The organism is Streptomyces sp. NPDC018045 (assembly GCF_044327445.1).
In the GTDB taxonomy this organism is placed as follows: Bacteria; Actinomycetota; Actinomycetes; order Streptomycetales; family Streptomycetaceae; genus Streptomyces.
On sequence record NZ_JBIRFL010000001.1, the window covers coordinates 944,968 to 969,844 of the forward strand.

Annotated in this window: 17 protein-coding genes; 16 read left to right on the forward strand and 1 reads right to left on the reverse strand. The window is 73.5% G+C overall.

Going from position 1 to position 24,877, the window contains the following annotated elements; translation table 11 throughout:
* Positions 1-67: 67 nt before the first annotated feature.
* The 3 genes from ACH4EB_RS04030 to ACH4EB_RS04040 are packed head-to-tail and all read left to right on the forward strand — an operon-like array spanning position 68 to position 3,890.
* Positions 68-700, forward strand: a complete 633-nt coding sequence (locus ACH4EB_RS04030) for a (2Fe-2S)-binding protein (RefSeq protein ID WP_398345683.1) — start codon at positions 68-70, stop codon at positions 698-700.
* Positions 697-1,713, forward strand: coding sequence for an FAD binding domain-containing protein (locus ACH4EB_RS04035; protein ID WP_398345684.1), 1,017 nt, complete (start codon positions 697-699; stop codon positions 1,711-1,713). Before ACH4EB_RS04030 ends, ACH4EB_RS04035 begins: the two co-directional genes overlap by 4 nt.
* Positions 1,710-3,890 (forward strand): xanthine dehydrogenase family protein molybdopterin-binding subunit, encoded by a 2,181-nt coding sequence (locus ACH4EB_RS04040; protein WP_398345685.1) that lies wholly within the window; start codon positions 1,710-1,712, stop codon positions 3,888-3,890. The genes ACH4EB_RS04035 and ACH4EB_RS04040 overlap by 4 nt, the downstream gene beginning before the upstream one ends.
* Here ACH4EB_RS04040 and ACH4EB_RS04045 read toward each other — a convergent pair.
* Positions 3,862-3,993, reverse strand: a complete 132-nt coding sequence (locus ACH4EB_RS04045) for a hypothetical protein (protein WP_398345687.1) — start codon at positions 3,991-3,993, stop codon at positions 3,862-3,864. The genes ACH4EB_RS04040 and ACH4EB_RS04045 overlap by 29 nt on opposite strands.
* A gap of 216 nt (positions 3,994-4,209) precedes the next feature.
* Here ACH4EB_RS04045 and ACH4EB_RS04050 point away from each other — a divergent pair, with 216 nt between their 5' ends.
* The 13 genes from ACH4EB_RS04050 to ACH4EB_RS04110 all read left to right on the forward strand — a co-directional run bounded on the left by ACH4EB_RS04050 (position 4,210) and on the right by ACH4EB_RS04110 (position 24,691).
* The gene (locus ACH4EB_RS04050) at positions 4,210-5,346 is read left to right on the forward strand and encodes an ROK family transcriptional regulator (RefSeq protein ID WP_398345688.1); all 1,137 of its coding nucleotides are present in this window, start codon (positions 4,210-4,212) and stop codon (positions 5,344-5,346) included.
* Between the two features lie 343 nt (positions 5,347-5,689).
* On the forward strand, positions 5,690-7,027 hold the full coding sequence (locus ACH4EB_RS04055; RefSeq protein WP_398345689.1) for an ABC transporter substrate-binding protein: 1,338 nt from the start codon (positions 5,690-5,692) through the stop codon (positions 7,025-7,027).
* A gap of 12 nt (positions 7,028-7,039) precedes the next feature.
* Entirely contained in the window at positions 7,040-8,029 is a 990-nt protein-coding gene (locus ACH4EB_RS04060) for a carbohydrate ABC transporter permease (protein WP_398345690.1), read from the forward strand.
* 2 nt (positions 8,030-8,031) lie between these two features.
* A complete protein-coding gene (locus ACH4EB_RS04065; protein ID WP_398345691.1) occupies positions 8,032-8,940 on the forward strand; it encodes a carbohydrate ABC transporter permease in 909 nt (302 codons plus the stop codon).
* A gap of 7 nt (positions 8,941-8,947) precedes the next feature.
* Positions 8,948-10,240 (forward strand): 6-phospho-beta-glucosidase, encoded by a 1,293-nt coding sequence (locus ACH4EB_RS04070; RefSeq protein ID WP_398345692.1) that lies wholly within the window; start codon positions 8,948-8,950, stop codon positions 10,238-10,240.
* A 107-nt stretch (positions 10,241-10,347) separates the two neighbouring features.
* A complete protein-coding gene (locus ACH4EB_RS04075) occupies positions 10,348-11,358 on the forward strand; it encodes an N-acetylglucosamine kinase (protein ID WP_398345750.1) in 1,011 nt (336 codons plus the stop codon).
* Positions 11,359-11,651: 293 nt separating this feature from the next.
* The gene (locus tag ACH4EB_RS04080; protein ID WP_398345694.1) at positions 11,652-13,124 is read left to right on the forward strand and encodes a hypothetical protein; all 1,473 of its coding nucleotides are present in this window, start codon (positions 11,652-11,654) and stop codon (positions 13,122-13,124) included.
* Positions 13,125-13,144: 20 nt separating this feature from the next.
* Complete coding sequence (locus ACH4EB_RS04085; RefSeq protein WP_398345695.1) at positions 13,145-14,134, forward strand: glutamate ABC transporter substrate-binding protein; 990 nt, start codon at positions 13,145-13,147, stop codon at positions 14,132-14,134.
* A 433-nt stretch (positions 14,135-14,567) separates the two neighbouring features.
* Positions 14,568-15,917: a hypothetical protein gene (locus tag ACH4EB_RS04090; RefSeq protein ID WP_398345696.1), complete on the forward strand. Its 1,350-nt coding sequence runs from the start codon at positions 14,568-14,570 to the stop codon at positions 15,915-15,917.
* Positions 15,914-18,949: a tetratricopeptide repeat protein gene (locus ACH4EB_RS04095; protein WP_398345697.1), complete on the forward strand. Its 3,036-nt coding sequence runs from the start codon at positions 15,914-15,916 to the stop codon at positions 18,947-18,949. Before ACH4EB_RS04090 ends, ACH4EB_RS04095 begins: the two co-directional genes overlap by 4 nt.
* Before the next feature lie 733 nt (positions 18,950-19,682).
* Positions 19,683-21,026: a PP2C family protein-serine/threonine phosphatase gene (locus tag ACH4EB_RS04100; RefSeq protein ID WP_398345698.1), complete on the forward strand. Its 1,344-nt coding sequence runs from the start codon at positions 19,683-19,685 to the stop codon at positions 21,024-21,026.
* A gap of 320 nt (positions 21,027-21,346) precedes the next feature.
* Entirely contained in the window at positions 21,347-22,720 is a 1,374-nt protein-coding gene (locus tag ACH4EB_RS04105) for a VWA domain-containing protein (protein WP_398345699.1), read from the forward strand.
* Positions 22,721-23,185: 465 nt separating this feature from the next.
* Positions 23,186-24,691 carry an FHA domain-containing protein gene (locus tag ACH4EB_RS04110; protein ID WP_398345700.1) on the forward strand — a complete coding sequence of 502 codons (1,506 nt, stop codon included), beginning with the start codon at positions 23,186-23,188 and terminating at the stop codon, positions 24,689-24,691.
* Positions 24,692-24,877 lie beyond the last annotated feature (186 nt).

The following is a 24,877-nucleotide window of genomic DNA, read 5'->3' on the forward strand; positions in this document are numbered from 1 at the left end:
ACTCTCGTCCACACTGGTAACGGTCCGGAGGACGCCGACCACAGCGTAAACGGTTCTTCAAGGGGCGATGGAGCTGACCTCTTCGGCAGGACCCACGCCCCTCCCCGCTCCCCCGTCACCTGTATGCAGTCGTTTACCGCCCTTTCTCCGGGTGACTCGGCTGACCATGGAGACCGACATCAGGCTGCGCGTCGACGGCCAGGCGTACGAGGTGACGGTGGATACGCGTACCACCGTGCTCGACGCGTTGCGGGAGCGGCTGGGGATCACCGGCCCCAAGAAGGGGTGCGACCACGGGCAGTGCGGGTCGTGCACCGTACTGCTGGACGGGCGGCGGGCGACGACCTGCCTCGCGCTGGCCGTGTCGTACGACGGGGCGGAGATCACCACGGCCGAGGGGCTGGGTGCGGACGGCGAACTGCATCCCGTACAGCAGGCCTTCGTGGACCACGACGCGTTGCAGTGCGGGTACTGCACGCCGGGCCAGGTGTGCTCGGCCGTGGGCGTGCTGCGGGAGGCGGCGCAGGGGTGGCCGAGTGCGGTCACCGAGGTGGGCGCGGAAGGGGGCATCGCGCCGGATGCGCTGGGGCATGACGAGATCGCCGAGCGGATGAGTGGCAATCTGTGCCGGTGCGGGGCGTATGTGAACATCGTTCCGGCCGTCGCGGCCGCCGCCGAGGCCGAGAGGGCGGACCGGTGAAGCCGTTCCGGTACGAGCGCGCCACCGACGCCGCCGGGGCCGTGGCCGCCGTGGCGGCGCACCCCGGGGCCGCGTTCCTGGGCGCCGGCACCAACCTCGTCGACCATCTGAAGCTCGGTATCACCTCCCCCGACCTGCTGGTCGACGTCACCCGGCTGCCCCTGGACCAGGTGGAGGAGCCGGCCGACGGCGGCCTCCGGGTGGGGGCGAACGTACGGAACGCCGACCTGGCCGCGCATCCCGCCGTACGTTCGCGCTACCCGGTGCTCTCCCAGGCCCTGCTGTCCGGCGCGTCGGGACAGCTCCGCAACCTCGCGACCACCGGCGGCAACCTCCTCCAGCGCACCCGTTGCGCCTACTTCCAGGACCCCGGCGCCCCGTGCAACAAGCGCGAACCCGGCTCCGGCTGCGCGGCCCTGGAAGGCTGGACCCGCTATCACGCCATCCTGGGCGCCTCCTCGCACTGTGTGGCCGTGCACCCGTCCGACATGGCGGTGGCCATGACCGCGCTGGACGCGGTGGTCGTGACGCTGGGCCCGGACGGTGAGCGCCGGATCCCGCTCACCGAGTTCCACCGGCTGCCGGGGGACGCGCCGCATCGCGACACCGTCCTGCGGCACGGCGAGCTGATCACCGCCGTGGAGCTGCCCGCGCTGCCGTACACGGCCCGCTCCCGCTACCGCAAGGTGCGCGACCGGGCCTCGTACGCCTTCGCGCTGGTCTCCGTGGCGGTGGCGCTCGATCTGGAGGACGACGGCCGCACCGTACGGGAGGCCCGTATCGCGCTGGGCGGGATCGCGCACAAGCCGTGGCGGGCCGAGCGCGCCGAGCGGGCCCTGCGCGGGCTGCCGGCCACCGAGGAGAGCTGCCGTACGGCCGCCGACGCCGAGACGGCGGACGCGCATCCGCTGCGGGACAACGCGTTCAAGGTCCCGCTCGTGCACAACACGCTGGTCGCCGTCGTCCGCGACCTCGTGCCGCAGACGCCGGGCGGCTTGGAGGAAGCACGATGACAAGTACGTCCGAGGACCGGGCCGCGAGCCCGGCCGGGAACACTCCGCCCGGCGGCCCGGCGCGCCCCCCAGCCGTCGGCGCCGACCAGGAGCGTTCCGACGCCCGCGACAAGGTGCTCGGCCGGGCCACGTATGCCTTCGAGCACCCGATGGAACGTCCCTGCTACGCGCACGCCGTGCTGTCCTCCGTGCCCCGTGGCCGCATCACGGCCGTCGACACCGAGGCCGCGCGCCGGGAGGACGGCGTCATCACCGTACTGACGTACGAGAACGCCGAGCGGCTGGCCTCCACCGACGACGCGGAGCTGGCGATCCTCCAGGAGCCCGAGGTGGCGTTCCGGGGGCAGATCGTGGGCGCGGTGGTCGCCGAGACGCCGGAGGTGGCGCGGGAAGCGGCCGCACTCGTACGGATCTCGTACGACCAGGAACCGCACTCGTCCGAACTGAAACCGGACGAATGCGAGCTGTACCCACCGGAGTCGGCCAACGGCGGCTCCGACGCGGACAGCGAGCTGGGCGACCTGGACGCGGCCATGGAGGCTGCCCTGGCCGACCCGGGCGCGGTGGCGCTGGACGAGACGTACCTGACCGCGATGACCCACTGCAACCCGATGGAGCCGCACGCCACGATCGCCGTGTGGCAGGGCGACGAGCTGACGCTGTACGACTCCAGCCAGAGCGTGCACGGGCACCGCGACACCCTGGCCGAGGTGTTCGGCCTCGACCGGGCCCGGGTCCACATGATCTGCCCGTACGTCGGCGGCGGCTTCGGTTCGAAGGGCGAGCCGCACGCCCACTCGGTGCTCGCCGCGCTGGCCGCGCGGGCGGTGCCCGGACGGCCGGTGAAGTTCGCGCTGACCCGGCAGCAGATGTTCACCCTCGTCGGCTACCGCACCCCCACCCACCAGCGGGTCCGGCTCGCGGCCGGCGCCGACGGGCGGCTGACCGGCATCGGCATGGACGCCGTCGAGCAGACCTCGCGCATCAAGGAGTTCGCCGAGCAGTCCGCCAACCCGACCCGGACCATGTACGCGGCGCCGCACCGGAAGACCACCCACCGCCTGGCCGCCCTGGACGTGCCGGTGCCGTCCTGGATGCGGGCACCCGGCGAGTGCCCCGGCATGTTCGGGCCCGAGGTGGCGATGGACGAACTCGCCGAACGCCTCGGCCTGGACCCGGTCGAGGTGCGGGTACGCAACGACGCGCCGGTGGACCCGGAGTCCGGCAAACCGTTCTCCAGCCGCAACCTGGTCGCCTGCCTGCGCGAAGGCGCGCGCCGCTTCGGCTGGCAGGACCGCGACCCGCGGCCGGGCGTGCGGCGGGACGGCCGCTGGCTGATCGGTACGGGCGTCGCCTCCTCGGCCTACCCGGTCAACCGGCTGCCCGGCTCGGTCGCCGCGGTCCAGTACCGGGACGACGGCCGCTACCGGGTCGACATCGGCGCCGCGGACCTGGGCACCGGCGCCTGGACCGTACTGGCCCAGATCGCCGCCGACGCGCTGGACGTCCCCCTCGGCCGCGTCGAACTGCGCATCGGGGACACCGCCCTCCCGAAGGCGACCGTCGCCGGCGGGTCCTCGGGGACGGCGATGTGGGGTTCGGCGATCGTGGCGGCGGCACGGACGTTCCGTGAGCGCCACGGGCACGACCCGGCGCCCGGCGATCACGCCCAGTCCGCAACGCCCGCGAACCCGCACGCCGAACGCTTCGCGATGCACGCCTTCGGTGCCCAGTTCGCCGAGGTGCGCGTGGACGCCGACACCGGCGAGATCCGGGTCCCCCGCCTCCTCGGCGTCTTCGCCGCCGGCCGCGTCATCAACCCGCGCACCGCGCGCTCCCAGTTGGTCGGCGGCATGACGATGGGCCTGTCCATGGCCCTGCACGAGGAAACCGTGACGGACCCCCGCTACGGCCTCCTCGTCAACCACGACCTGGCGAACTACCACATCACGGCCAACGCCGACGTGCACCGCATCGAGGCCCACTGGATCGACGAGGACGACCCCTACGTCAACCCCTTGGGCGCCAAGGGCATCGGCGAAATCGGCATCACGGGGACCGCCGCGGCCGTCGTCAACGCGGTCCGGCACGCGACGGGGGTACGGGTGCGGGAGGTACCGGTGACGTTGGACAAGGTGCTGGAGGGGCTCAGTAACGGTCCACCTTCGGGGCTGTGAGGAAGGCCGCCCGGATTCGACTGCTCCGGGAGGTGCTGATGCGGTCCGGCACGGCCTCCGGGACGATCGGGACGATGTAGTCCCGGTACGCGTCTGCGGCCATGCGTCTCCCGGTATGTGACGCCCGGCAGGTGTCTTCCGGGGAGTGCCCGAACTCAGTGGTCCAGACCCATTGACGGCGCGCTGACGCGGCGCTTACGTTCCTGTGCATCGATTGGAAACTTTCCTAACAGATCGCGCAGCGAGAGGCGGGGCGGGCTTCATGGCCGGAGGGCAGGGCGGGCAGGGAACTCCCGGGACGCCACGGGTGTTGCGGGCCATGAACGACCGGGCCGCACTCGACCTGCTCGTGGCGCAGGGGCCGTTGACGCGTACGCAGATCGGCGAGCTGACCGGGCTGTCCAAGCCCACCGCTTCGCAGTTGCTGACACGGCTGGAGGCCGCCGGGCTGGTGCGGGCCACGGGCAACGTGACCGGGCGGCCGGGACCGAACGCCCAGTTGTACGAGGTCGATCCGGACGCCGCGTACGTGGCCGCGCTCGCCGTCGACCAGGGCGGGATCACCGCCGCGGTCGCCGATGTCACCGGGCAGGTGCTCGGTGCGGAGCGGGTCGGCACGGACGCCGTGGAGGAAGCCGCGCCGCGCAGGACAGCGCAGCTCGTGGCGTCGGCCGTGGAGGGAGCGCTGGCCAAGGCCGGGCTGGCGCGGGAGCGGCTGCACGGCGCGGTGATCGGCACCCCGGGCGCGCTCGACCCGCGGACCGGTGTGCTGCGGTACGCGCCGCACCTGCCCGGGTGGCAGTCGCGGACGCTCAGGGAAGAGCTGGCCGGGGTGCTGGGCGTGCCGATTGTCATCGAGAACGATGTGAATCTGGCGGCTGTCGCCGAGCAACACGACGGGGCCGCACAGGACTTCGACGACTTCGTGCTGGTGTGGGTCGATGAAGGGGTCGGCGCCGCCATCGTGCTCGGCGGGCAGGTGCTGCGCGGCGCCACGGGGGGTGCGGGCGAGATCGGCTACATGCCGCTGCCGGACGCGCCGCTCGCGCGGGACGGCGACCGCAGCGCGGCCCGGCCGGACGCCGGCGGCGGCTTCCAGCGGCTCGTCGGGTCGCCGAGTGTGGTGGAGCTGGCGCGGGAGTACGGGGTGCCGGACGCCCGTACGGTTGGTGAGGCGCTGGCCGACAGCGGCGTGCGGGCCGAGGTCGCGCGGCGCTTGGCGACCGGGCTGGCCGCGGTGGTCGCGGTCGTGGACCCCCGGCTGGTGGTGCTGTCCGGCGAGGTGGCCCAGGCGGGCGGGGAGTCGCTGCGGGAGCTGGTCGAGGGGGAATTCACCGGGCTCGCGCTGCCCCGGCCGGAGCTTCGGCTCAGCAATATCGAGGGGAATCCGATTCTTATCGGCGCGCTGCGAACGGCGCTCGCCGAGGCGCGTGACACCGTGTTCGACACGGCCTGATGGGGCGGCGCAGCGGATCCGTGGCGTCCGTGTGGCGCTCAGGGCCGCCCGTTGCGGGCGTAGGGCCCGTGGCGCCCGTAATCCACACAGTACCCGCAGTACCCGCAGTACCCGCGGCACCCATGGCGCGCGTAGCTCCCGTGGTCCGATCACCCGGCGGCCGCCGCGGCCGCGCGGCCGGGAACGCCGGGAGCCGGGAAGGCCCCGGGGACGCCGAAAACGCCGGGAGCCGGAACGGCTCCCCACCCGCCGGGCACTCCGGCGGCAAAACCGCCACCCGCCCCGCTCGCCTCACCACTCGCATCACCTCCTGTCATCACCCCTGCCGTAAAGGAAGTCCGCCATGCGTCCGCGTATGCGCATCTGCCTGTCGGCGGCGCTCGCCGGAGCCGGTCTGATTCTTTCGGGCTGTGCCAATCCGAGCGTCGGCAGCGATCGCGACGATCCCACTCGGCCCGTCACGCTGAAGTTCTGGCACGGCTGGTCCAATCCGTCCGAAGTGAAGGCGATCGACGACAGCATCGCCCGCTTCGAGAAGCTGCATCCGAACATCACGGTGAAGACGGTCAACAACGTCACCGACGCGACCGTGAACCAGGCGCTGCGCGCCGGTGGGGACGACGCTCCGGACGTGGTGTCGTCGTTCACCACCAACAACGTGGGGCAGTACTGCTCGTCCGGTATGTGGGTGAACCTCGACCCCTTCATGAAGAGGGCGGGGGTGGACAAGGCGAAGGTGTTCCCCAAGACGCTCCTCGATTACACGCGGTATCAGGGGAATCAGTGCGCTCTGCCGTTGCTGGCGGACGCCTACGGGCTGTACTACAACAAGGACGCGTTCAAGGAGGCCGGTATCGAGCGGCCGCCGCGCACCATGTCCGAGTTCAAGCGGACCGCGGCCAAGCTGACCAAGCGGAAGCCGGACGGGTCGTACGAGCGCGTCGGTTTCGTGCCCAACTTCCGGCTGTATCAGAACAGTCCGGACCGGCTGTTCGCGCAGTGGGGGCCGACCTATTTCGACGGCAAGGGCAAGGCGCGGCTGGCGAAGGACCCGCGCAGCAAGCGGTTCTTCGCCACACAGCGGGAGCTGATCGACGCGCAGGGCGGTTATGCCGCGCTGGAGAAGTTCCGTACGACGTTCGGTGACGAGATGTCGTCGCAGAGTTCCTTCATGGCGCAGAAGGCGGCGATGCATCTGGACGGCGAATGGCGCGGCCTGATGCTGAAGGACGCGAAGGCCGCATTCGCTTGGGGGACGGCGCCGCTGCCGGTGCCGGACGACCAGCCGAACACCTACGGGCGGGGATTTCTGACCGGCACGGTCGCGGGAATCGCGCACAGCAGCAAGCACCAGAACGCCGCGTGGGAGCTGGTGCGGTTCCTGACGATGGACACGGATCAGGTGGTGCGGTTCGCCAATGCCATCCACAATGTGCCGTCCACCATCGCCGCACTCAAGTCGCCGGAGCTGGACGCCGATCCGTCGTTCCGCACCTTCCTCGGCATCGCGCGCAATCCGCACAGTACGGCGCTGCCGCCGTCCGTCAACGGCGGGCAGTACGTGGTGGCGCTCCAGGACTTCTCGTACGACGTCGAGGCCGGGAAAGTGCCCGATCTCGACAAGGGCCTGCGTGACCTCGATGCCCAGATAGACGCCGACAATCTCCAGTCCGTGAACTGACGGAGCCCCGCCATGTCCTTCGTCGAATCCCCCGAGCGTCCGGCGGCCGCCGCGCGGCGCCCGAAATCCCCCGCGCTGCGTCGTAAGCACACCCGCCGACGGCTGCGTACGCTCGGTTTCCTCTCCCCTTGGCTGGTCGGTTTCAGCGTCTTCTTCGGCTATCCGCTCATCGCCACCGTCTATTTCTCGTTCATGCACTACAACCAGATCCAGCAGCCGTCGTTCGTCGGTCTGCGGAACTGGAAGTACGTCTTCACCCAGATGCCGCTGTTCGGTCCGGCGCTGTGGAACACGCTGTGGCTGGTCGTGGTGATGGTCGCGCTGCGCGTGGTCTTCGGCCTCGGCGTCGGGATGCTCGTCACCAAGATCAAGTCGGGGGTGGGCCTCTTCCGTACGGCCTTCTACCTGCCGTACCTCGCCCCGCCGGTCGCGGCGACGGTCGCCTTCGTCTTTCTGCTGAACCCCGGCACCGGCCCGGTCAACGGGCTCCTGGAGGCCGTCGGCATCCCGGCGCCCGAGTGGTTCAACGACGCGGCCTGGGCGAAGCCGTCGCTGGTCCTGCTCTCCCTGTGGGGCATCGGCGACCTGATGGTGATCTTCATGGCGGCGCTGCTGGACGTGCCGAAGGAGCAGTACGAGGCGGCCGAGCTGGACGGCGCCGGTGCCTGGGCCACGTTCCGGTACGTGACCTGGCCGTCCATCACGCCGATCGTGATGTTCGCGGTGGTCACCGGGGTCGTGCAGACCATGCAGTACTACACGCAGGCGCTGGTCGCCGGAAAGCTGGCCTCCGGCGTGACCATCGGCCCCGGCACGGTCATCCAGCCCGGCTACCCGGACCACTCCACCCTCACCGTGCCGCAGCTCGTCTACTCGCTCGGCTTCCAGAACTTCAACACGGGCGCCGCGTGCGTGCTCTCGCTCGTGCTCTTCGTGATCGCCATGGCCGTCACCACCCTGCTGATGCGCAAGCGCGCCGGCCTGCTCCCGGCGGAGGACTGAACATGACCACGACGACCCTGAGGGCGGGCGGCGCGCCGGCCCGTACCGGCTCCACCGACCGGGGCCCCGCCGCGGCCCGCGCCCGCCGCAAGCGGCTGCTGCACTGGATAGCCGTGCACGCCGTCGCCGTTGCCGCCGCGCTGTTCTTCGTCCTGCCGTTCGTGTTCGTCTTCCTGACCTCCGTCATGAGCGACGACCAGGCGATGAGCGGCACACTGTGGCCGCACGAATGGAACTGGTCCAACTACGCGACGGTCTTCAGCACACCGGGTTTCCTGGACTGGTGGAAGAACTCGCTGATGTACGCGGGCCTGGGCACGCTGTTCACGGTCTGCTCGGCGATCCCGGTGGCGTACGCGCTCGCCAAGTTCCGTTTCCGGGGGCGGCGTACGGCGATCGTCCTGGTGATTTCCACGATGATGCTGCCGCCGCAGGTGATCGTGATTCCCATGTATCTGGTGTGGGCGCAGCAACTGCACCTGTCCGGTTCGCTGTGGCCGCTGCTGCTCCCGATGGCGTTCGGTGACGCGTACTCCATCTTCCTGCTGCGGCAGTTCCTGCTGACCATTCCGCAGGAGTATCTGGAGTCGGCGAAGGTGGACGGCTGCGGTGAGGTCCGTACCGTCCTGCGCATCGTCGTGCCGATGGCGAAGCCGGGCATCGCGGCCGTCGCGCTGTTCCAGTTCTTCTACTGCTGGAACGACTATTTCGGGCCGCAGATCTACGCCGCGCAGAATCCCGCCGCCTGGACGTTGAGTTACGGACTCGAATCGTTCAAGAGCGCGCACAACGTCAACTGGAACCTGACCATGGCCGCGACGCTGCTCGTCATGGCCCCCGTCATCATCGTCTTCTTCTTCGCACAGAAAGCCTTCGTCGAAGGCGTCACGCTCACCGGAGTGAAGGGCTGATCGATTCATGCTGCCGTCCGACGGGGGAACGCCCCCGCACCCCCGCCTCAAGATCGCCGTGGTCGGCGGAGGCTCGACCTACACCCCCGAACTCGTCGACGGCTTCGCCCGGCTGCGGGATGTGCTGCCGCTGGCGGAACTGGTCCTGATCGACCCGGCGGCCGACCGGCTGGACCTGGTCGGCGGCCTGGCCCGGCGGATCTTCGCCCGGCAGGGGCACCCGGGCCGCGTCTCGTGGACGTCCGACGTCGACGCCGGAGTGGACGGCGCGGACGCGGTGCTGCTCCAACTGCGCGTCGGCGGGCAGGCGGCCCGCAACCAGGACGAGACCTGGCCCCTGGAGTGCGGCTGCGTCGGACAGGAGACCACCGGTGCGGGCGGCCTCGCCAAGGCGCTGCGCACCGTGCCGGTCGTCCTGGACATCGCGGAACGCATCCGCCGCCGGAACCCCGACGCGTGGATCGTGGACTTCACCAACCCCGTCGGCATCGTCACCCGGGCCCTGCTCGCGCACGGTCACAAGGCCGTCGGCCTGTGCAACGTGGCCATCGGCTTCCAGCGGAAGTTCGCGCGGCTGCTCGGCATCGCGCCGGAGCGGGTGGAGCTGGAGCACGTCGGGCTGAACCACCTCACGTGGGAGCGGTCCGTACGGGTGGACGGCGAGGACGTGCTGCCCCGGCTGATCGCCGAGCACGGCGCGGCCATCGCCGAGGACCTGCGGATGCCGCGCTCCCTGGTGGACCGGCTCGGCGTCGTGCCGTCGTACTACCTGCGCTACTACTACCAGCACGACGAGGTCGTGGAGGAGCTGCGCAGCAAGCCGTCGCGGGCCGCGGAGGTAGCGGCCATCGAGAAGCAGCTCCTGGAGATGTACGGCGACCCGGAGCTGGACGAGAAGCCGGAGCTGCTGGCCGAGCGCGGCGGCGCGTTCTACTCGGAGGCGGCCGTGGCGCTGACCTCGGCGCTGCTCGGCGACACCGGTGAGGTGCGGATCGTCAACACGCTGAACAACGGCACGTTCCCGTTCCTGCCCGACGACGCGGTGATCGAGGTGCCGGCGACGGTGGACGCGGGCGGCGCGAAGCCGCTGCCCGTACGGCCGCTGGAACCGCTGTACTCGGGCCTGATCGCCAACGTCACGGCCTACGAGCACCTCGCCCTGGAAGCGGCCCTCAAGGGCGGCCGGAACCGGGTCTTCGAGGCGCTGCTGGCCCACCCGCTCATCGGCCAGATCGCGTACGCGGACCGGCTGACCGACGAACTGATCGCGCACAACCGGGAGCACCTCACGTGGCTCTGAGCGAAACCGAGGGGGGCGGGACGGTGACCGGGCACGGCGAGCTGCCGTACGGAGGCGGCAGGGCGGCGTCCGGGCCGGCCGAGGCGGTGACCGGGCCGGAGGCCCGTATGGTGACCGCCCTGGCGGGCCCGCGCGGCGACGGGCCGGCGCTCGCCGTCGACGCGGGCAACAGCAAGACCGACGTGGCGCTGGTCGGCGCGGACGGGACGGTGCTGGCGACGGCCCGCGGCGGCGGTTTCCGGCCGCCGGTGGTCGGCGTGGCGCGGGCCGTCGGCGACCTGGCCATACTGGTGGACGCGGTACGGGAACGGGCCGGCGTCACCGGCCCGGTGGACCAGGTGTCGGCCTACCTGGCCAACGCCGACCTGCCCGCCGAGGAGGCCGAACTGGCCGCGGAGATCACCTCGTACGGCTGGGCCCGCACGGTCACCGTCGGCAACGACACCTTCGCGCTGCTGCGCGCCGGGCTCCCGGACCGCGGTGATCCGGTCGGTGTCGCGGTGGTGTGCGGCGCCGGCATCAACTGCGCGGGCCTGGGACACGGCGGCCGCACCGCCCGGTTCCCGTCCGTCGGGCGGCTCTCCGGCGACTGGGGCGGCGGCGGACACCTGGCCGAAGAGGCCCTGTGGTGGGCCGCGCGGGCCGACGACGGACGCGGCGAACCGAGCGCGCTCGCCCGCGCGGTACCCGCCCACTTCGGACTGGCCACCATGCCGGAGCTGATCGAGGCGCTGCACCTCGGGCGCATACCGCGCGAGCGCCGCTACGAGCTGACGCCGCTGCTGTTCGCGGTGGCCGCTTCCGGTGACGCGGTCGCGCGGGCCCTGGTGACACGGCAGGCGCAGGAGATCGCGCTGCTGGCGTCGGTGGCCCTGGAGCGGCTGGACCTGCTGGACGAGCCGACGCCGGTGGTCCTGGGCGGCGGCGTCCTGGCCGCACGGCACCCGCTCCTGCACGATCAGCTCATCCGCCTGCTGGCGGAGCGCGCCCCCAAGGCGGAGCCGAGCGTGGTGACGGCGCCGCCGGTGCTGGGGGCCGCCTTGCACGCGCTGGACCGGGCGGGCGCGGGGGCGGAGGCGTATGTGCGGGTGCGGGGGGAGTTCGGGGCGGGGAGCTGAGGGCCTGAAGAGGACGCGCGGGCTGGTCCGCCGTCCCGACCGTATGCCGGAAACCCGTACAGGCGTGCTTATTTCGGGAACCGCGTCCGGTGGGCCGTGCGTCGTGGAGGACGGGGAAAGACGGAAACGCCCGCCGGGCGGGAGGATTCGGCGGGGCCCGATCCGCACATGATCCAGGCAATAACGGTGTGGTTGTCAGTCCCTGCGGCCATACTGACTGCTGGCCGTGCATCTGTTCCCGTGCGCCCGACGCACGGGGCCGGGGCCGCCGTCCGCGACCAGGGGGAGGTTCCGTGTCCAAGCCGCCGACCGGCACTGCGCCGCCGTCGCCGACCGGCCGCGCCTCCGGTCCCGCTGCCGTCTCCCCCGCGGGCCCGGACTCCGCCGGCAGTGCCGCTTCCCCCGGCGGTACGGGCCCCACCGCCCGGCGGCGTACGGCATGGGCCGACGGGGTGGACCAGCTCCGGACCGCCGCCACGACCGAGCCGGGGCGGCTGCGGATCATCGGCGCCGTACTGGCTTTCCTGGTCCTCGCGTTCGGCGCCGCCACGGCCTGGGAGGTCGCCGACCGGTCCGCCGCCGCGCGCGACGTCGTGGCGCGCAGCCAGCCGCTGACCGCGGACGCCGCGGACATCTACCGCTCGCTCGCCGACGCCGACACCACCGCCGCCGCCGGCTTCCTCGCGGGCGGCAAGGAGACCCAGGCCACCCGCGACCGGTACGAAAACGACATCGCGACGGCCGCCCGGCTGCTGGCCAAAGCCTCGTCCAACGCCGGTGGTTCGGATGCCGCGGCCCGCCGGATAGGGCAGCTCAACAGCCTTCTCCCCCGGTACACGGGCCTGATCGAGACGGCCCGTACGAACAACCGGCAGGGTCTCCCCCTGGGCGGCGCCTACCTGCGCTACGCCAACGCGCAGATGCGCGACGAACTCCTCCCGGCGGCACGTGGGTTGTACGTGACCGAGACGGCGCGCCTCGGCGACGACTACGACTCCGCCAAGGCGTGGCCATGGCTCGCGCTCTCCGCCGGGGTGCTGGCGCTCGGCGCCCTCATCTGGGCCCAGCGCCGCAACTACCGCCGCACGAACCGGGTGTTCAACCGCGGCCTGCTGGCCGCCACGACCGCCTCGGCCGTCGTCCTGCTGTGGCTGGTGGCCGGCCACCTCGTGGCCCGCTCGGGCATGAACACGTCGTACGAGAACGGGGCCAGGTCCCTGAAGGTGCTCAACGAGGCGCGTATCGACGCCCTCCAGGCCCGCGGCGACGAGAACCTGACCCTCGTCGCACGCGGCGCCGTGGTGACCAAGGACCAACAGGACTTCTACGAGGCCGGCTACCGCTCCGGCATGAAGGACCTGGCGGGCCCGGGCCGGACCGGCGCCGCCACGGCGGACAGCAGTCTGGGCACGGCCCTCGCGCTCGCGGACGACGACAGCGGCCGGCGGCCCGTCCAGGAGGCGGTCGAGACCGTACGGCAGTGGCAGGCTCGGCACGCCGAGGCCCGCGCCGCCGACGACCAGGGCGACTACGACCGGGCGCTGGCCAAGGTGATCGGCGGCGAAGTGGCGACCGGCCGGTCCTTCGACCGGGTGGACAGCCGGCTGGCCCAGGCCCTGGCCCATGAGCAGCGGGAGTTCCGGCGGGCCGCCGACGACGGGCGCGGGGCCCTGGACGGGCTGGCGGCCGGGGCCGTGGTGCTGGCCGTCCTGGGGGCGACGGCCGCGGTGCTGGGCATCGGGCGCAGGCTTTCGGAGTACCGGTGATGAGGCCTGGTGATGGCGACATGACGATGCGCGCGAGGGGCCTGCGCAACCTCCGGGCCGCGCTGGCACCGGTGGCGGCGGGGGTGTGCGTGATGGCGGCGACGGCCGCCGTCCTCGTCCCGGTGCTCGGCAGCGGCGCCCCGGCGCCCCGCCCCGTACCGCACGGGACGGGCACCGCGCGGGCTGACGCCACGGCGGCGGACTGCACGCCGGAGAACGCCGCCGCGAGCCTGCGTCCCTCGCCGGACGACGGCCCCGCGGTGGACCGGATCAAGGCCCGCGGCCGGCTGATCGTCGGCGTCGACCAGAACACCTACCGCTGGGGCTACCGCAACCCGGCCACCGGCGACCTGGAGGGCTTCGACATCGAGCTGGTGCGGGCGATCGCCGAGGACATCCTCGGGCCCGACCCGAAGATCACGTTCCGCGCGATTCCCACCAACCAGCGCATCCCCGCCCTCCAGAAGCGCGCCGTCGACCTGGTCGTACGGACCATGACCATCAACTGCGCCCGCAAACGCCAGGTCGCCTTCTCCACCGCGTACTTCCAGGGCGGGCAGCAGGTCCTCGCGCCCAGGAACTCCACGATCACCGCCTTCGACGACTCCCTGAAGGGCAAACGCGTCTGTACGGCGGCCGGTTCCACGGGCGAGGCCCGGCTGGCCGAGGAACGGCACGGTGCCGAGGTCGTGACCGTGCCGAACCAGCTCGACTGCCTGGTGCGCCTCCAGCTCGGCGAGGCCGACGCGGTGGTGACGGACAACGCGCTGGCCGCGGCACAGGCCGCACAGGACCCGACGGTGCAGCTCAAGGGGAAGCCGTTCACCGACGAGCCGTACGGCGTCGCGGTCAACCGCGCCGACACCGACCTGGTGCGGCGGGTCAACAAGGTGTTGGAGGACTACCGCGCCGGCGGCAGCGGAAGCCGGTGGATGGCCGCCTACGCCAAGTGGCTCCAGGCGGACCTGCCCGGCATAACCAAGGCGCCCGAGCCCCAGTACAGCGACTGATCCGTGCGGGGGCCGGGCGCCGCACCGCACACCGGGCGGCACAGGGCGGGGCCGGGCGGCCCGTCGTGGACCGGCGTTCGCCCGCCGGTCGCGTCACCATGGAAGGAACACCGCGGGCGCGGGGACGGAGAGAGGGGAGGCACGAGGACCGGCGCCGGCGCGAAGGCGCCGCCGGGGGCGCGGCCACGCCGCCGTGCGGCACCGCCACCGCACGGCGGCGCCACGGGGCACCGACACGGGGCGCCACCGCCCGGCAGCAGCGTGCGGTGCCACCGCCCGGCAGCACCGCACGCAGCAGGACCCCGGGCAACAGGGCTCCGGGCAGCAGGACCGCACGAAGGCGCCCGTCCCGTACCGCCGTACGCAACCGCCGCGACGACCGTCATGGCCGTCACGAACGCCGCGCACCACACGCACTCTGGAGAGGTGATCGATGGGGGCCCCTGGACCCTTCCCCGGATCCCCGGGGAAGTCCCAAGACCCGGTGCTGAGCCGGGAGGAGGTGGACCGCGCCCTGGGCCGGCTCGCTGCCGAGTACGAGGCGATCGAGACGTCGCTGCTCGCCCTGCAGGACCACGCGGGCCGCAGGCTCCTGGAGGGCGCCGAACTCACCGGCCTCACCAAGGACCGCTGGGCCGCCACCGAACAGTCCATCACCGTCCTGTGGGCGCACTTCGACGCGTACGCCAAAGCGCTCACCACCGCCCGCGAACTACGCGCCCGCCGCCGCTGGCCGTCCCCCGACGACCTCGCCGAACTGACCGAGCTGCTCCGCGGCACCCGCGTCACCGTCTCCGGCGCGGTCACCGGCGGCGGCTCGCCGCAGGCCGGCGGCGGGCCCGCCCGGCTGAGCGAACAGTTCAGCCTGGACGAGCTGGTCGAGCGGATGAACGGCCGGTACGCGGCGGCCCTGGACGTCATCGTCTCCGCCGACGCCGTATGGTCCGCGCTGCCCGCACGGATAGACCTGCTCGCCGCCGAACTGCGCCGCACGCTGTCCCTGGCCCGGTCGGTCGGCGTACGCCCCGGGGAGCACCCGGCCGGTGACGACCTGGAGCGCATCACGTACGAGCTGACTCAGTTGCGCGCCCAGGTGGTGTCCGATCCCCTGGCGTTCTGGGTGCCGGACGCCGACCGCAGCGCGGCGCCCGGCGGCGGCCGCCCGGACACCGCCCGCTACGACCGCGCGGCGCTCGCCCTGGAGGACGCCCGGCGGGAGATCGAGGCGGTCCTGGACGTACGGCAGGACGCCGAGCGCCGGCTGATGCAGGTGCGCGACGTGCTCTCCCGGGCGGACCGGACGCTCACCGAGGCGCGGCAGGCCCGCGGCGAGGTGCTCGCGAAGATCGCCGCGTCCGAGGTGCCCGCCGTCAGCGGCCCGCCCACGGCGCTGCACGAGCAGCTCTCCACCGCCGCCGAGTACCGCCGCCACGCCCAGTGGCACCGCCTCTCCCCCCTGCTCGACAGCCTGGAACAGCGCGCCGAGGACGAACTGCACCGTGCCCGCGCGTCGTTGACGGCGGTCACGGCCCCCCTGGCCGTACGGGCCGAATTGCGCGGCCGCCTGGACGCCTACAAGGCCAAGGCCGCGCGGCACGGCCTGGCCGAGGACCCGCTGCTGATGGAGCGCTACGACCTCGCGCGGCGCATGCTGTGGAGCGCCCCGTGCGACCTGCGGGCCGCCGAACAGGCGGTGTCGCGCTACCAGCGCTCGGTGGCCGAGGCGCTACAGCCACCGGGGCCGGACCGAGGACCGGCGGACGGACCACAGGGGGGAACATGAGCGAGCAGCGGACCGGCGGCGCCCCGTGCCAGCGTCGCGAGTGCCCCGGCACGTACGAGGACGTGGGCGGCGGCGAAATCTACTGCGACACCTGCGGCCTGGCCCCGGTCGTGTCACCGGAGGGGATGGTCGGCTCACCACCCACGGGAGTCACGGCGGCGCGGCGGCGGGCGACGCGGCTTGGTGAGGAGGGTGGGGTTGAGGGGGTGGGAGTGACTGTTGGGGCTGGCAGACCCGGGGGGCCTGGCGGCTCTGCCGGGTCCGGCGGCTCTGCCGGGTCCGGGGGGCCTGGCGGGTCCGGGGGGCCTGGCGGATCCGGTGGCCCCAAGGGGTCCGGCGGGTCCGGGGCGGCGGGAGGGCGTGGTTCCGGGTCCGTGACGTCCGCCGGTGGGCGTACTTCCGCCTCCGCCCGTTCCTCGACGTCGCGGCGCTCCGTACCCGGCCGCCTCTCCCGGTCCCTGCCGGGCGCCTCGACCCGTTCGATGTCCGTGTCGGTACGCAGCTCCGGCCGCGGCACCGGTAGCGGCTCGGGGCCATCCCGCGGGCGGCTGGGCGCCGGGCTGGTGACGGTGCCGGAGGTGCCGCGTCCCGACCCGCGGACGGCCGTCCTGGAGAACCCGGAGGTCCCCGAGCGCAAGCGGTTCTGCAGTCGCGGTGACTGCGGCGCCCCGGTGGGCCGGGCGCGTGGTGACCGCCCGGGCCGTACGGAAGGTTTCTGCACCAAGTGCGGCCACCCGTACAGCTTTGTGCCCAAGCTGCGCCCCGGCGACGTGGTGCACGGCAGCTACGAGGTCGTCGGCTGCCTGGCGCACGGCGGCCTGGGCTGGATCTACCTGGCGATCGACCGCGCGGTCTCCGACCGCTGGGTGGTGCTCAAGGGCCTGCTGGACACCGGCGACGAGGAGGCGCTGGCGGTGGCCGCCTCCGAGCGCCGCTTCCTCGCCGAGATCGAGCACTCCAACATCGTCCGCATCTACAACTTCGTCGAGCACCTGGACCGCACGACCGGCAGCCTGGACGGCTACATCGTCATGGAGTACGTCGGCGGCAAGTCCCTCAAGGACATCGCCAACGAGCGGCGTACGGCGAACGGGCGCCGCGATCCGCTGCCGGTCGAGCAGGCCTGCGCGTACGGCATCGAAGCCCTGGAGGCGCTCGGCCACCTGCACAGCCGCAACCTCCTGTACTGCGACTTCAAGGTGGACAACGCCATCCAGCAGCGCGACCAGCTCAAGCTGATCGACATGGGCGCGGTCCGCCGGATGGACGACGACGAGAGCGCGATCTACGGCACGATCGGCTACCAGGCGCCCGAGGTCGCCGCGTTGGGCCCGTCCGTCGCCTCCGACCTCTACACGGTCGCCCGCACCCTCGCCGTGCTCACCTTCGACTTCCAGGGCTACACGAACGTCTTCGTGGACTCGCTGCCCGACCCCGACCACATCGAGGTCTTCCGTACGTACGAGTCCTTCTACCGCCTGCTGGTGCGGGCCACCGACCCGGACCCGGCGCGGCGGTTCTCGTCGGCGGAGGTGATGGCCGAGCAGCTCACCGGGGTGCTGCGGGAAGTGATGGCGCTCCGGGCAGGTGAGCAGCGGCCCGCGCTCTCCACGCTGTTCGGGCCGGAACTGCGCGTCGTGGACACGGACGTGGTGGCGCGCGCGGAGGGGGACACGTCGCTGCTGGGCGCTCGCGCGGTGGCGGCCGGGCCGCGCCGGGCCGTACAGAAGGGGTGGTGGGCGGGACGGAAGAGGCGGGGCTCGGGCTCGGGCTACGCGGTGGTCGGCCCGGCCACCGGCATCGGAGCGCCGGGTGGGACCGGAGGGGCTGGTGGGGTCAGAGGGCCTGACGGGACCAGCGGCGGTACGGGCGGGCCGGGGGCCGTCGGCGGTACGGGCGGGCCGGTCACGCCGCCGGCCGGCAAGGCCACGCAGCCTGCCGTCCCCGCCCAGGTCGCCTACGAAGTCACCTCGGCCACCGGCCCGCAGACGATGACCGGCGGCGCCGGACCGGCGGCCGCGACGGCCGGCGGGGCCCGCGGCGCGCCCGCGCTCCGGCCGCTCGACACCGGCCTCGCCGTACTCGCCCTGCCCGTACCGCGTGTCGACCCGGCCGACCCGAACGCGGGCTTCCTGGCCGGTTTGCTGGCCGCCGCCCCCGCCGAGCTGATCAGTGCGCTGCGCGCGGCCCCCGCCGACACGATGGAAACCCGGCTGCGCAGACTGCGGGCCCATCTGGAGAGGGGCGACGGCGCGGCGGCCCTGAGCGAGCTGCGCGCCATGGAGGCGCAGCCCGACCAGGGCTGGGACGAGGACTGGCGGGTGGTCTGGTACCGCGGCCTGGTGGCGCTGACGAACGGCGACCACGAGACGGCGGCCCTGTCCTTCGACGCGATGTACGACGCCTTCCCCGGCGAGCCCGCGCCGAAGCTGGCGCTCGCCATCTGCGCCGAGGTGCTGGGACAGCTCGACAACGCGGCCGAGTACTACCGGCTGGTGTGGGCCACCGACCACAGTTACGTCAGCGCGGCGTTCGGACTGGCCCGGGTGCGGCTCGCGGCCGGTGACCGGGCCGGCGCGGTGGCCGCCCTGGAATCCGTACCGGAATCATCCATTCACTACACTGCGGCGCGCATCGCGGCGATCCGGGCCCGGCTGCGGCAACGTCCCGCCCATGGCGCGCTGCTGGAGGATCTGCGGGCGGCGGCCGGGCAGGTCGAGCAGTTGGCGGACTCCGGACTGGACGCGGAGCGCCGCGAACAACTGACGACCGAGGTGCTGGGCTGTGCCCTGGACTGGGTACTCTCCGGTAGCCACGGTGCCGAGCAGCGGGGGCGTACATTGCCGTCCGGGGCCCCCGGCTCCGGCGCCGCCGCCCGGCCCGGTCTGCTCGGCAGCGCACTGGACGAACGCGGCCTGCGCTTCGGCCTCGAGCGGTCGTTCAGACTGCTCGCCCGGCTGGCGCAGCGCGGCGAGGAAAGGATCGAGCTGGTGGAACGGGCCAACCGCTTCCGCCCCAGGACGTGGGTGTGACATGGGTGTGACAGGGCCGTTCCGGTGTGCGAGCTGCAGTGAGCCGCTCGAACCGGGGGACAACTACTGCGGGTTCTGCGGCGCCGACGTCGTGGCCCCCGGCGGGCCGGGCGGGACCGGCGACCGCCCCACGGTCCCGCTGGGCGACACGGCGCCCCCCGCACCCGGCGCCGGGGCCCCGCCGGGGCCCGTGGCCCTGCCCGCGTCGTTCCTGATGCCGGGAGCGGGAGGGGCGTCGGGGCAGGTGTCGGGGCACGGCGCGGCGCCAGGGCAGGCTCCCTCGATGCCGTCCGTTTCGGCTTCGCCGCCCATTTCGCCGCCATCGTCCGTTTCGCCGCCGCCATCGTTCGCTCCGCCCTCAGCGCCCGTGCCGCAGCCGGCGCCCGGGCAGGCTCCGCCGTCCCAGCCGGTGACCGTACCGGGGCAGGCGACGCCGCCCGCGCCGCTCGCCGCGCCCGCACCGGTCCCGTCGTACGGCAGCCCCTCCCCGTACGGCACGGAAGCCCGGCACGACAGCGGGCCCACGTACGCCACGAACGCCTCCCACGCGAACGGCTCGGCGCACGTCCCGCACGCGCCGGTACCTCCGCCGTCCCCGCCGGGTCACGCGCCGAGCGGGCCGCAGACGTACGCGCAGACCGGCGTGCGGACGCACGCACAGGCAGGCGTTCAAGCCCCTGCGCAGGCCGACGCGCAGCCCCGGGCGCCTCATGCGGAGGCGAGCGTTCCGCCGGTGGGCGGTCACGGTGGCGCACCGGACCCCCGCGTCATCGGTTACGACCTCACCGCCGAGGCGGCGGACCGCCCCGCACACGCGAGCGGCGCCGGCGCGGAGCCCGGCCCGACGGGCCCCGGAACGCCGCCCGGAGAACCGGCATACCCGACGGAACCGGCCGGAACGCCAGGGACGGCTGGTCCGGGCGGAACGGGCGGGATGGGCGGACTGGGCGGCCCGGCTGGACCGGAGGGACCGGTTGGACCGGGGGCACCGGAAGGACCGGGGGCACCGGAAGGACCGGGCGTACCGGAAGGACCGGGCGGAACTCCGGGACCGGCGGGCACCCCGAGCCACACCGAACCGGCAGCCCCCGCGAATCCGCCTCCCACCACCCCCAGCGCCCCTCCCGCCCCCGAACACCAGACCCCCGCCCAGGGCACCAGCATCTGCGCGCTCTGCCACGCGGGAACGGTCACCGGGGACGGCTACTGCGGCCACTGCGGGCACGCCCAGCCGCGCGAACGCGACCACATGGAGCGGGAGCTGCCGGGCGTGGCGGCGGTCAGCGACCGGGGCCACCGCCACCACCGCAACGAGGACTTCTTCGCGGTCGCCGAAGGGGCGCTGCCGGACGGCTCGCCCGCCGTGCTCGCCGTGGTCTGCGACGGCGTCTCCTCCGCCTCGCGTCCCGACGCCGCGTCCGCCGCCGCGTCCGGGGCCGCGGCCCGGTCGCTGCTGGCCGCGCTGCCCGGCGGTACGCACCCGCAGCGGGCCATGCACGACGCGATCCTCGCGGCCGCCAAGTCCGTCAACGCCCTGGCGGCCGCGCCCGAACAGGCCCAGCAGCACGACCCGTACCGCCAGCAGAACGCCCCTGCCTGCACCTTCGTCGGCGCGGTGGTCGGCGGCGGGCTGCTCGTCATCGGCTGGGTCGGCGACAGCCGCGCGTACTGGGTCCCCGACGACCGCGGCGCGCCCGCCGTCCGCCTCACCGAGGACGACTCCTGGGCGGCGCAGATGGTCGCCAACAACCTGATGTCGGAGGCGGAGGCGTACGCGGACGACCGGGCGCACGCCATCACGGGCTGGCTCGGGGCGGACGCGTACGAACTGGAGCCGCACACCGCTTCCTTCAAACCCGACGGACCGGGTGTAGTGGTGGTGTGCACGGACGGGCTGTGGAACTACGCGGAGGCCGCGGACCAGTTGGCCGCGGTGCTGCCGGGCGACGCGCACGACCGGCCGCTGCACAGCGCGCGGACCCTGGTCGCCCACGCTCTCGCGGGCGGGGGCCACGACAACGTAACAGTGGCGGTGGTGCCGTTCCCGGCGCCGCGGGGACGGGCAGGATCGGCCTGAGCACCCGCCCGGACCGGGGGTGCGCCGCCCGCCCGCACCGGCACCGGTGGCCGGGAGCCGCGAAGCTCCCGGCCACCCCCGCATGACCAGCACCGGCAACCACACACGGCACCGGACGGCACCGCACCACTCCACCCGGGCTGCGCCGAGCCGGACCGCACCATGCCGCACCGCACCGCCCCGTCCGTACCCGCACGAACCACCAGAAGTAAGGCGCCAACGGGGGGATGATCACGGGGACTTCCGCCCGCCCATGTGTCTCTTCACCGCCGCGAGGACTGCGCCGCGGGGCCACTCGGCGGCACAAAGGAGCGGAACAGATGGCCAATTTCTCCAAGACCGGAGTGCCGCGGTTCGCCGCCGAGGTGTACCAGAACGCGTACCTGCCCGAAGGCGGGCGTGAGGTGAACGCCATCGTCACCGTCACCGCCACCGGCGGCGGCACCAGCGGTGGCCTGCCGCTCTTCGCGGCCGGTACGGACGCGGGCGGGGTCGGCGCCGCCCACGGCCACGACGGCGTACGGCACGCGGGCGTCGTGATCATGGTGGACTGCTCCGGTTCGATGGACTACCCGCCCACCAAGATGCGCAACGCGCGCGACGCGACGGCCGCCGCGATCGACACCGTGCGGGACGGCGTCGCCTTCGCCGTGGTGGCCGGTACGCACCAGGCCGCCGAGATCTACCCGGGCGGCGGCCGGCTCGCCACCGCCGGCCCGGCCACCCGCGCACAGGCCAAGGAAGCGCTGCGCAGGCTGAGCGCCGGCGGCGGCACCGCCATCGGCACCTGGTTACGGCTGGCCGACCGGCTGCTGGCCGACGCGGACGTCGGCATCCGGCACGGCATCCTGCTCACCGACGGCCGTAACGAGCACGAGTCGCCGCAGGACCTGCGTGCCGCCCTCGACGCCTGCGCCGGCCGCTTCACCTGTGACGCCCGAGGCGTCGGTACGGACTGGGAGGTCAAGGAGGTCACCGGCATCGCCTCGGCGCTGCTCGGCACGGCCGACATCGTCGCCGACCCGTCCGGGCTGGCCGCCGACTTCACGCGGATGATGGAGGCCGCGATGGGCAAGGAGGTGGCGGACGTCACCCTGCGCCTGTGGACTCCGCAGGGTGCGCGGGTCGCCTTCGTGAAGCAGGTGGCACCGGTCGTCGAGGACCTGACCGGCCGCCGTACCGAATCCGGCCCGCGGACCGGCGACTATCCGACGGGTTCGTGGGGCGACGAGTCCCGCGACTACCACGTGTGCGTACGTGTTCCGGCTGCCGGGGTGGGCCAGGAGATGCTGGCCGCGCGGGTCTCGCTCGTCCTCCCCGACTCCGTCGGCCGCCCCACGCGGTCCCTGGCCCAGGGGCTCGTACGCGCGATCTGGACGGACGACATGACCGCTTCGACCACCATCAACCCCCAGGTTGCCCACTACACGGGACAGGCCGAACTGGCCCAGGTCATCCAGCAAGGGCTGGACGCCCGCAAGTCGGGTGACGCGGACGGCGCCACGGCGAAGCTGGGGCGTGCCGTGCAACTGGCGAGCGCGTCCGGGAACGAGGACACTGCGAAACTGCTTGCGAAGGTGGTGGACGTCGTCGACGCGGCGACCGGTACTGTGCGACTGAAGGCGAAGGTCACAGAGGCGGACGAGATGACGCTCGAAACGCGCTCGACCAAGACAGTTCGCGTCAAGAAATAACAAACGAGACGTACTACCGAACACAATCGGTACTGAGGGGGAAGATCCGACATGCCGACCTGCCCGAACGGCCATCAGTCGGTGGCCGAAGACTGGTGCGAGGTGTGCGGCCACCGGATGGCGGGCGCTGTTCCCCCGCCGCCCTCCCTGCCCGCCGGATTCCTCAATACCCCTCCGGCCGGCCAGCCGGCCCCGCCGCCCGCGCCGCAGGGCGGCCCGGCCCCTCAGAACGGCCCCGGCGGTCCCGGCGAGACCGGCGGTCCCGGTGGCCTTGGCGGTCCCGGTGGGCCCGGCGGCCCCGGCGGCTCCCACGGCGGGCAGGGCTTCCCCGGCCAAACCCCGCCACCTCAGCAGACCCCGCCGCCTCAGCAGACCCCACCTTCACAGCAGGCCCCGGCCCCTCAGCCTCCGGTCCAGCAGACTCCGCCGCCCCAGGCCCCGCCGCCGCCCGCGCCGCAGGGCCCGATGGGTCAGGGCTCCGGCCCGGCCCCCAACCCGCACGGCAGCCAGAGCGGCCAGAGCGGCCAGGGTGGCTACGGCTTCCCGCCCCCGGCCCCCGGACCGAACGCCCCCGCGCCCCCTCTCCAGCAGGGCCCCGGGCCCGGCCAGCAGCACCCGGGACAGCCGGCCCCTCCCCAGCAGGGCCGGCACGGCCAGCAGCCGCAGCCGGGTGGCCAGCCGGAACTGTGCCCCCAGTGCCGGACGCCGCGTGAGGCGATGGCTCCGTTCTGCGAGGAGTGCCGCTACAACTTCCTGACGCACTCGGCCACCTCGTACGCCCCGCCGCCCCCCGCCCCGCAAGGCGGCCCGGGTGGTCAGGGCGGTTACGGCTTCCCGCCCCCGCAGCAGGGTCCGCCCACCCCGCCGCAGCAGTACGAGTACCAGGGCTCGCGCCCGTCGCAGATCAACCGTCCCGCCGAACCGCTCTCGCCCGAGCAGCCCGGCCAGCCCGGCCAGTTCGGGCAATCCGGCCAGTTCGAGCAGTCCGGCCAGTTCGGGCAGCCCTTCCAGGGGGGACAGGCGGGACAGGGCGGACAACCCCGTCCTGCCGGTCAGCCGGGACCGCCCATGCCTCCCCCCGCGCCGCACGCCGGGCAGCAGCCACCCGGTCAGCCCGGCCCCCACGGCGCGCCCGGCCGGCCCGGTCCGACGCCTCCGCCCCGGGCGGCCGACGACGACTGGCCGCTGCCCCCGCCCAGCTCCCAGTCCGCGCCCCCGCCGCCCGCCCAGCCGGGCCCGCAGGGCGGCCCGGATCACAGCCGGGGCGGCCAGGGCGGCTACGGCTTCCCGCCCCCGCAGCAGGACCCGCCCACCCCGCCGCAGCAGCAGGGCCCATACGAGCCCCAGCAGCCTCCCCGGCAACAGCCGCAGCAGGCTCCGTACGATCCGCAGGCCGCCCAACCGGCGCCTCCGCAGGCGCCGTTCGAGCCGCAGCAGCAGCCCGGCCCCTTCGGTCAGCCGCCGCAGCAGCAGCCGGACGCGCACCAGCAGCCGCAGCCCGACCAGCAGTGGAACCAGCCCGCGCCGGGGCCCGCCGCCCCGCCCGGACCGCCGCCGGTCGTCGGTGACGGCTGGGTCGTGGCGATCGCCCCGGACCGCGAGTACTTCATGGCGATGATGGGCCGCAGCGGTCCGGAAGCGGCCGGCCTGAACCTGCCCGCCTACTCCCCCGAGCAGACGGTCCCGCTCACCGGCACCCAGATCGCCGTCGGCCGCCGCCGACACAGCACGGGCGAGTCCCCGGACATCGACCTCGGCCGCCCGCCGGAGGACCCGGGCGTCTCGCACCAGCACGCCCTTCTCGTCCAGCAGCCCGACGGCAGTTGGGCCGTGGTCGACCAGAACTCCACCAACGGCACCACCGTCAACCTCGCCGAGGACCCCATCCAGCCCTACGTCCCCACCCCTCTCCACGAGGGCGACCGCATCCACGTGGGCGCCTGGACCACCATCACCGTCCGCCGGGCCTGAGAGCCTGTGTCATGACCCAGGCCGGGGCGCCCGCGAGACGCGCCCCGGCCGGAAGCGGCGGGCCCCCCCCCCCCCCCGGGGGCCGGGGGGGCGGGGGGGGGGGCGGGTTCCCACCCAGCCGGGGGGGGGGGGGCGGGGGGGGCGGCACCGCGAGCGTGCGGGGCGCGCCCCCCCCGGAGGGCCCGC

What these genes read in the sequence shown, in the direction of transcription:
- ACH4EB_RS04030 (WP_398345683.1), top strand. Translation starts at nt 68, where the DNA reads ATGGAGCTGACCTCTTCGGCAGGACCCACGCCCCTCCCCGCTCCCCCG.
- ACH4EB_RS04040 (WP_398345685.1), top strand. Translation starts at nt 1,710, where the DNA reads ATGACAAGTACGTCCGAGGACCGGGCCGCGAGCCCGGCCGGGAACACT.
- ACH4EB_RS04045 (WP_398345687.1), bottom strand. Translation starts at nt 3,993, where the DNA reads ATGGCCGCAGACGCGTACCGGGACTACATCGTCCCGATCGTCCCGGAG.
- ACH4EB_RS04050 (WP_398345688.1), top strand. Translation starts at nt 4,210, where the DNA reads ATGAACGACCGGGCCGCACTCGACCTGCTCGTGGCGCAGGGGCCGTTG.
- ACH4EB_RS04055 (WP_398345689.1), top strand. Translation starts at nt 5,690, where the DNA reads ATGCGTCCGCGTATGCGCATCTGCCTGTCGGCGGCGCTCGCCGGAGCC.
- ACH4EB_RS04060 (WP_398345690.1), top strand. Translation starts at nt 7,040, where the DNA reads ATGTCCTTCGTCGAATCCCCCGAGCGTCCGGCGGCCGCCGCGCGGCGC.
- ACH4EB_RS04065 (WP_398345691.1), top strand. Translation starts at nt 8,032, where the DNA reads ATGACCACGACGACCCTGAGGGCGGGCGGCGCGCCGGCCCGTACCGGC.
- ACH4EB_RS04070 (WP_398345692.1), top strand. Translation starts at nt 8,948, where the DNA reads ATGCTGCCGTCCGACGGGGGAACGCCCCCGCACCCCCGCCTCAAGATC.
- ACH4EB_RS04075 (WP_398345750.1), top strand. Translation starts at nt 10,348, where the DNA reads ATGGTGACCGCCCTGGCGGGCCCGCGCGGCGACGGGCCGGCGCTCGCC.
- ACH4EB_RS04085 (WP_398345695.1), top strand. Translation starts at nt 13,145, where the DNA reads ATGACGATGCGCGCGAGGGGCCTGCGCAACCTCCGGGCCGCGCTGGCA.
- ACH4EB_RS04090 (WP_398345696.1), top strand. Translation starts at nt 14,568, where the DNA reads ATGGGGGCCCCTGGACCCTTCCCCGGATCCCCGGGGAAGTCCCAAGAC.
- ACH4EB_RS04095 (WP_398345697.1), top strand. Translation starts at nt 15,914, where the DNA reads ATGAGCGAGCAGCGGACCGGCGGCGCCCCGTGCCAGCGTCGCGAGTGC.
- ACH4EB_RS04105 (WP_398345699.1), top strand. Translation starts at nt 21,347, where the DNA reads ATGGCCAATTTCTCCAAGACCGGAGTGCCGCGGTTCGCCGCCGAGGTG.
- ACH4EB_RS04110 (WP_398345700.1), top strand. Translation starts at nt 23,186, where the DNA reads ATGGGTCAGGGCTCCGGCCCGGCCCCCAACCCGCACGGCAGCCAGAGC.